This window comes from Oleidesulfovibrio sp. (assembly GCF_047973035.1).
Taxonomy (GTDB): Bacteria; Desulfobacterota; Desulfovibrionia; order Desulfovibrionales; family Desulfovibrionaceae; genus Oleidesulfovibrio.
Map to the genome: position 1 here is coordinate 1 of NZ_JBKEBF010000002.1, position 6982 is coordinate 6982.

The following is a 6982-nucleotide window of genomic DNA, read 5'->3' on the forward strand; positions in this document are numbered from 1 at the left end:
AGTGCAGCCCGATTTCTTGTTTTTACAACTCAAGGCGCTCAGTTATGACAAACCCGCCAAGCTCTGCGTCAGGGGTAGCGGCTAACTCTTCCTCTTTGGCCTTTTGCCAAGCATAAGCTGCTTCAAGGTGTGCAGCCCCTGCGGTGTACACCCGCTCAAACAAAGCCTTGTCCAGAGTTTCCCACACGCCGGTGCTGGCCTTCCAGTCTTTCACCATATATGCCGCGTCTGCCGCAAATTTGAGAGCAACCTCGGCATAAGCAAGGCGGGCATGGCTGTCACTGTCCCATCGTTTGCCATCCAGCATAAAGCCGCTGTCTCTACGGCGGTTTTTCTCTTCGTTGATCATCGTCAGCAGCTTCTTGCGCGATAAAACCCACTCACCGGATGTAGTAGCAATATGGTCAAGGCTAGGGCGCTCAGCCTGCATACGAACAAGCTCCGGTCTCTTCCGTGCCTGTGCTTCGGTCAATATATCTTGCTGTGAACTGCCAACTTTTGCATATACCGGCATGATTAGTACCCCCTCTCAATGATAAGTGCGGCACGTATCGTGCTGTATGAATAGTTGTTCGCGCTTTTGCCTGAAAGCGAACCAACCGTGACAGTCTGCTCCGTATTAGCTTTACGTATCCACCCCCTGAACTGCGCAGAATCATAAGAATAAAAAACATTAAAGTCGGTCATACCTGTTACATCCAATTCACGTATCTGCGCCGCGTTTACAGGCATCAGAAATGGAGTGTTTATTGAGTAATTTGTCCCTGTAGCAAGTGTACCGCCTGCGTTAAGAGGCACTACACATCTTTTACTCAATGCATAACAATGCACATCAGTAATTACCCCGCCGTACTTTTCCACCCAACCAAGATAGACACGCCGTATCGGGGTGTCTGTGCTGCCATAATGAGTTACATCAGAAGGATTGTATAAATCCCCTGCTGTAAGGTCAGTTACTTGAATATCTGTAATCGTCCATCCGTAAGAATACGAGACTGTTCCGGCAGTGGCCTTAATACGCAGAGTGGTGTTGCCCGCAGTAGCTTGAAAGCTGCCACAAAGCACATTGTTTAAGTATTTAGCTTCACCAACCTTTACCCATATCCCACTAACCAATTGCTCAATATCCGCTGCCGCAGGTGCACTGCCCACATAAGATTGTGATGCTTTTGCAACGATGGATTTAAAGCCGCCCTTTGAGTCCGGCAAAGTGTACTCCGCCCACTGCCCGATGACGCCTGCTCCGCTTCCAGAGTTTGCCCCCCAATACGTTGCAAGATCACCATCTACGGAGAAACCGATTTCACGTCCGGTGTTTTCAGACGAAGCAGCAACAGGAACAGGATACGATAACAACTTGCGAGTGCTAATCTGCGGTGTGTTGTTTGAATGGCTCGGCGCGGCAAAGCTGCCGTCTGCATTCATATTAACTGCTATGTGATATGTGCCGTCAGCAGCCGCAGAAAGGTCAATAGATTGCATGGCGTTCGACACTTCAGAGGCCGCAACACGTCCCTCATCAGCATAAGCAACCTGCAACCCGGACGGTATTGCAACATGCCCTGCGGGCACATCATCAAACGTGATATTCAGCCTGCCGAAAACTACATATGAAGAACTGGTATCCTGAATATTTGTTACGCGCATACGCAGCACCTTGCACCTGAAAGAAGCAGAAAGCGGCACCGCTTTTTCAGTCTGCTGTGCAGCAGGAACTAACCCTGTAATATTTTCAACTACCACGCCATCGGCGATCAATTGAAAATCGCGGGGGAATTTTAAAAGCCAATCAGTGCTTAGGCGCGGCAAAATATTTATGGCACTGACAGAGCGCTCTACGCCGAAGTCGATTTCAACGTATTCATCACCAACGCCACCTACAAAAGAACCAGACACACTCGCCCAGCAATCCGCAGAATTAACGGCTGTCCCGTTAAGCAGCTTCCATGCGGGAGTATCCGCACTAAACCGGGAACTCTCCCGAACAGTCATACCGCAACACCAGTGGGCGGAAAAAAGAGGCACCTGCGGCGCAAGGATACTCATCACTGGCGCGTCGCAGTCTTCTGCGGTCCACCCTGTGGGTCGCGCTCCAAGCGGAGCCTTGATGATAGACTGAGGAGCGTGCGCGGTGCCGGTCTTGATGCCGCCCAGCGCGGCGTCAACATCGCCCTTGCTGTACACGTCCAACGCAGCCCTCGCGTCTTCTGCGGTACTTGCGCCTGTACCGCCCTGCGCAACGGGCCATACCGTAGTATCCAGCCCGTGCGCGCTGGCATCGGCGTTGTGCGTGGCAACTGCAGCGGCTGCAGCCCCCGCGGCCTCCGCACCGATAGCTGCGCGCCATGCGGCACCGTCAGCCACGTTGCTGGCGTCCGCCTGTGCGGCCTGATCCGCCGGTACGCCGTCACGCCACGATACGACCCCCGCAGGACTCTGGTGCAGGTAGCGGCTGCCTGTTGCCGTGCTCGTGGCAGGGTAATGCCCGCCCTGTGCTTTGTGGTGGTTCAGGTCTGTCGGCCCATCGTCCACGGCGGCGTCAATCTTGACAGCCACGGCGCTGTTTACGGTATCGCCGTCGGGCGTCTCGTCCAGAATGGTCGTCACCCGGCGCTCGTACTGGCCGGTCTCGCTGTTGTATGGCATATGTCTATGTCCTCCGTCCTTGGAGTCGTGCCCCACGTCCTGTGGGGTTTATAGCTGCGGCCTCTTCACGGGGCGCCCTGTGGCCTCAGAAAGATACCAAAGGAAGTCGTCCGAGGTTTCCCGCGCAGTGTCACCGGCAAGAGCCATAAGGGCCAACCTGCCGAGGTGCTGCGGAATCTCGGAGGGCACAGACGCCGCCTTGTTCGTTCCATCTGCCAGCCACTTTACAAAGTCGGGATTGGTCATCAGGCGCGCTATCCTGCGCTGAGTGCCAATACGTGCGGCCTGCAATGCAGTGCCAGCTACAGCACCCTGCACCGCGCCGGAAACACTCATCCCGCCAAGCCCCCCAGCCACAGCGCCAGTACCTGCGATATTGAGAATCGGCCGCCAAAGCTCGTCCCACGCAGCGCTCTGCGCCGTCTTGCTGCTGTTTGCGTATTTATCAAGAGACTTGAAAAACTCGGCGTTTTTCAGCAGCCCATCCATCTCCTTTTTGGCAGGGCCGAACAGAATATCAGCGGCGCCCGGCGACGCCTGCTGCATTTTGTTGTAGTTCGTCAAAAATGTTGAGAAGCTGAAGGTATCGCCTGCTGCGCCTTGGTTGCCCGGCGTTGCCCTGCCAAGGTCTCTGTATGCTCTCGAACGCACAGCGGCGGCCGTCTCTGGCGAAAGCATGTTGAATGTCTTCATCAGGCTTTCTACGGCAGGCTTGCCGCCGTTCATCAGTTTGTTGTATATAGTGGTAGGCTCAGGGTTTTTCAGGATGTCAGCGGCCTCGTCAAGCAACCCCACGTCGCCCATTTTCTTGTCACCGCGTCCGCGCTTGTACCAATCTTTCGCCATTGCTATATCTTGCGCGGCATCGTCACCGCCGATACGCAATGCAGCAGCGGCAATATCTTTGTCGGCCGCACGCTCAAAAGCCATGCGCAGCCTGTCAACGTCGTCAGCTTCATGCGCAAGCTTTTTGTATGAACCACGCGCCGCCTTCTTGATAGAGTCAAGCGCCGCCTTGCTGATATGCCCATCTTGCACAGAACTCAGCACAAGCTCTGCCTGCCGTAGCGACGGCGCCAACGCATCGGCAAGATATGGACTTTGCGCAGCCTCGTTCTTCACCCCCAATGCCGCCGCAACGATGTTATCAGCAGCTATAGGCACACCGTCTGGCACATAAGCTGCCACCCTGTCCCACAGCGTCTTGTTAACGTCACGCCACGACGACTGAGCCGCGTCGGCATCACTTCTTATGCTCTGTCCTATCGAATACGAATCAAGGTCAGGGCCAAGCTTGTCGGCTATGCTCTGGTTCACTTCCTGCGCCCGTGCATAATTGTGCGCGTCAACCTCACCCATAATGCTGCCTGTGCCGGGCTTGCCGCGTAATGATTGCGAGGCTGCCTGCGCCTCCGGATTGTCCAACATGCCGACTTCCGGCTTGAACCCCTGCGCCTCCATCTCCGCTATTTGCGACACGCTCCTCGCCCCAACTGGGCCGACACGCTTCTTGACGTATGTCTTGATGGGCGAAAATGCAGATTTTACAGTATTACCAACAGCCTGAAATGCAGGGCCAAGTATCTTTTCTCCTGCAATGTTCAACCCCGCATCAGTCGCGGCCCTGCTTACCTGTTGCGGAACGGTCGGCATCTCTTCGGGGGCAAAAAGCCCTCTCACATAATCATGTACCATCCCGCCAAAAGCATCACCAGCCGCCATCGCAGCGGGAACGGTGACAGCCTCCTCAGGCACAGCCGCCTGCGGCCCAAGATTGCCTAAGACCAGCGCAGCACCACCGCCAAGCGCAGAGCCTGTAGCCTGCGCTACGCCGCGCCAGTCTTGCGCCTTGAGCGAATCCATAAAGCCTGCTTTCTTTTCCGGCGGCTTGGTTGCGCTTGCTACAGCCTTCCAGCCGTCACCCTCAAGGGCGAACACTTCGCCACCCTTACCGCGAGCGGACGGGACTTTTTCCCATGCATCGCCGTTCAACTTAAAGACTTCGCCCGTATCTGGGTTGTGTGCGTACTGCATGGTTTATTGCCCCTCTATGAGCACGGCTCCGTCAGGCAGGGGCGGCATTGAACCTATGCCTGCGCCAACGGAAAGATTGCCATTAGAGTTGCGCTTCCAATTTCCTGCCCCGTGCACGACGTCAAGATACATCTTTTCGAGCCTGTCGAGATTAGCAATAAGCATGTCCTCAGACTGTCCTATATCAATCGACCCAAGGACAGACTGGAGCGATTCCAGTTCTTGCACGGCAACCGACCCAAGCGCGCCGCCTGTTGGCGAATTTTGCCGCATGCGCTGAAGCTCGTCGAATCCGATTCTTGCTTTAATTGTAGTAAGAGTCTTCGCGAGGTCGTACGGAGTCGTGCCAGGCACACTCGACGCCAGAGAACCAAAACCCGTGTTAGGTATCAGTGTATAATCACCGACGAGGCGTTTTGCCCTACCTATATCCTCAAGCATCATGCCTGCCTGCTGCTGTGCTGCTGCAGCGGACTGCGCCTGCTTCCCCTGTGCAGCCTGCTGCTTCATATCGGCAGGTCCACCGGGGATGGGGCGCATTCCATATGTGCCTTCGGGGGTCGCAAACGTTTCATAGCCCGGCGCAGTCGGCTTTTGGGATACGCCACCAAGAAACGAAGCTGCTCCAGTGTCCATATCAACAAGATAAATGCCCGGGCCTTTTGTTCCGTTCATCTCGACTTTTTGCAAGTTGGCCTTCGGCACAGGCGGTCTGGCCTCGTTTTCTGCCTTCAGCTTCTGCTGGAACAGGCTAAGGGCATCCCTCATTTTCTGCTCAGGCGTCCGATAATTCAACTCTTCCTGAGTCAGATACGGCAACGGGTTAAACCCATGCTTCGCCTGCATCTCTTCCGGCGTCCGTCCGTTCGGGCCAAGATCGCCAGACAGCAACCCGCCGTTCAGCAAGCCACGCGCTTTCAGCGTGTTGTCCTGCATGGCGTTCTGGCGGTCGCGCTGTTGCTGCTCAGCGTCGTACCGCTGTTGCATCATGTCAAATTGCTGCTGCCGGAAAGCATCCTGTTGCGCCTGCTGCTGCAATCTGTCGTCCCTGTCTCTGCGGTCGGCAGCGCTCCTGCCCATATTACGGAAGGCATCACCAATAGCCTGCCCCGCCATCAGGGCGCCCATAGCCGCACCGGACGGCCCCGCGTAATGGTTGCCGATAGTGCCGCCCATCAATCCACCGTAGCGCATGGCGCCTCCCTATTTCCAAGAAAAGAGGTTACCGAAGCCGTTCGCTTCACCGGCGCCGGAGAGCAACCCGCCCAGCACGGAACCGCCCGCGCCAATCCATGCGCCGAGGTTGTTGGCGGACGACTGCTTATTTGCAGCGTACTTGGCCGCATCGTTCTGCATGGTCGCGCTGGCCATGGGCGATCCGCCACCGGCAAGGCCCAGATAGTTTTCAAACATGCGCTGTTGCCATGCCTGTTCGTCCTGCCTGCGGGCCAGCTGGTCAGCGTACGCGGCGTCAATCTGACTGTTGCCCCACTGCGCCTGCCCTGCGGCCTGCTGGTTGTTGTAGTCGGTCGTGGTCAGTCCGGCCTTCCATGCGTCGAGATTCTGGTCGCCAGCAAGCTTGTAGCTATCAAGCGTCGAGTTGATGCGGTTCATCTCGTCTTGCATGATGTTCTGATTTGCCAGCGTGTTCGCCTGCGCCGTGGCTGTGGCGTAGTTTTGTGCACCGTCCTGCAGCGCGCCGGACATCAGCCCGCCACCGCGAGAGCCATACAGCCCGTTGGCAGAAAACCTGTTGGCAATCTGGTTCTGTGCATTGTTCCACGACTGATTGACCGGCTGCATAAAGTCGGCGCGAATCTGGTCCGGAGACTGCCCTAAGCCCTGATACGCCGTCATGGACGGATCATAACCTGTACTCATCAATCCTTGCGCCTGCTGCTGGCTGGCGTACGGGTTGGTTTTCTGGTCGCCGTTGTAGGTAGGGTAAGAGGGGTTCTTGGCGTTGCTCAGGTTATTTTTTGCCTGACCCAACGACCAATCAACCGTCTGCTGCGCTACGCTCATGTTGACCTCCTGTCATGCTGCACGTCCTGTGCAAGAGCGTTGTTTGCGGTTTTGATGTTCTCAGTTTACACTTGTTTATATTTGTGAACAAGCGACAACTGGCATAGAAAATGCTTGGAGTGATAAGTGTGCAAGCATTGCTGCTGAAGTAGGAATATCTGGTTGACTTGCCCATAGTCAGCCGTATACTAGAAGTACCCGGTTGTGCGAAAATGCGAGGTAGGACAATGACAAGCGTATGCATGCAAGATTTTTGCGAGAGCAATCATTTTGGACA

General features: G+C 55.7%; 5 protein-coding genes. All 5 read right to left on the reverse strand.

Features of this window, described 5'->3' with window-relative positions:
• Positions 1-22 precede the first annotated feature (22 nt).
• From ACK5LI_RS00260 to ACK5LI_RS00280, 5 genes are read right to left on the reverse strand one after another with little or no spacing between them, the layout of a single operon-like run.
• Positions 23-514, reverse strand: coding sequence for a DUF4376 domain-containing protein (locus ACK5LI_RS00260; protein ID WP_416945608.1), 492 nt, complete (start codon positions 512-514; stop codon positions 23-25).
• Between the two features lie 2 nt (positions 515-516).
• Positions 517-2646, reverse strand: coding sequence for a hypothetical protein (locus tag ACK5LI_RS00265; protein WP_416945611.1), 2130 nt, complete (start codon positions 2644-2646; stop codon positions 517-519).
• Positions 2647-2694: 48 nt separating this feature from the next.
• The gene (locus ACK5LI_RS00270) at positions 2695-4680 is read right to left on the reverse strand and encodes a hypothetical protein (protein ID WP_416945613.1); all 1986 of its coding nucleotides are present in this window, start codon (positions 4678-4680) and stop codon (positions 2695-2697) included.
• A 3-nt stretch (positions 4681-4683) separates the two neighbouring features.
• Positions 4684-5874, reverse strand: a complete 1191-nt coding sequence (locus tag ACK5LI_RS00275) for a hypothetical protein (protein ID WP_416945615.1) — start codon at positions 5872-5874, stop codon at positions 4684-4686.
• A 9-nt stretch (positions 5875-5883) separates the two neighbouring features.
• Positions 5884-6705: a hypothetical protein gene (locus ACK5LI_RS00280; RefSeq protein ID WP_416945617.1), complete on the reverse strand. Its 822-nt coding sequence runs from the start codon at positions 6703-6705 to the stop codon at positions 5884-5886.
• Between the last annotated feature and the right edge of the window lie 277 nt (positions 6706-6982).

Coding starts and splice junctions, on each gene's coding strand:
- ACK5LI_RS00265 (WP_416945611.1), bottom strand. CDS start 2,646: ATGCCATACAACAGCGAGACCGGCCAGTACGAGCGCCGGGTGACGACC.
- ACK5LI_RS00275 (WP_416945615.1), bottom strand. CDS start 5,874: ATGCGCTACGGTGGATTGATGGGCGGCACTATCGGCAACCATTACGCG.
- ACK5LI_RS00260 (WP_416945608.1), bottom strand. CDS start 514: ATGCCGGTATATGCAAAAGTTGGCAGTTCACAGCAAGATATATTGACC.
- ACK5LI_RS00280 (WP_416945617.1), bottom strand. CDS start 6,705: ATGAGCGTAGCGCAGCAGACGGTTGATTGGTCGTTGGGTCAGGCAAAA.
- ACK5LI_RS00270 (WP_416945613.1), bottom strand. CDS start 4,680: ATGCAGTACGCACACAACCCAGATACGGGCGAAGTCTTTAAGTTGAAC.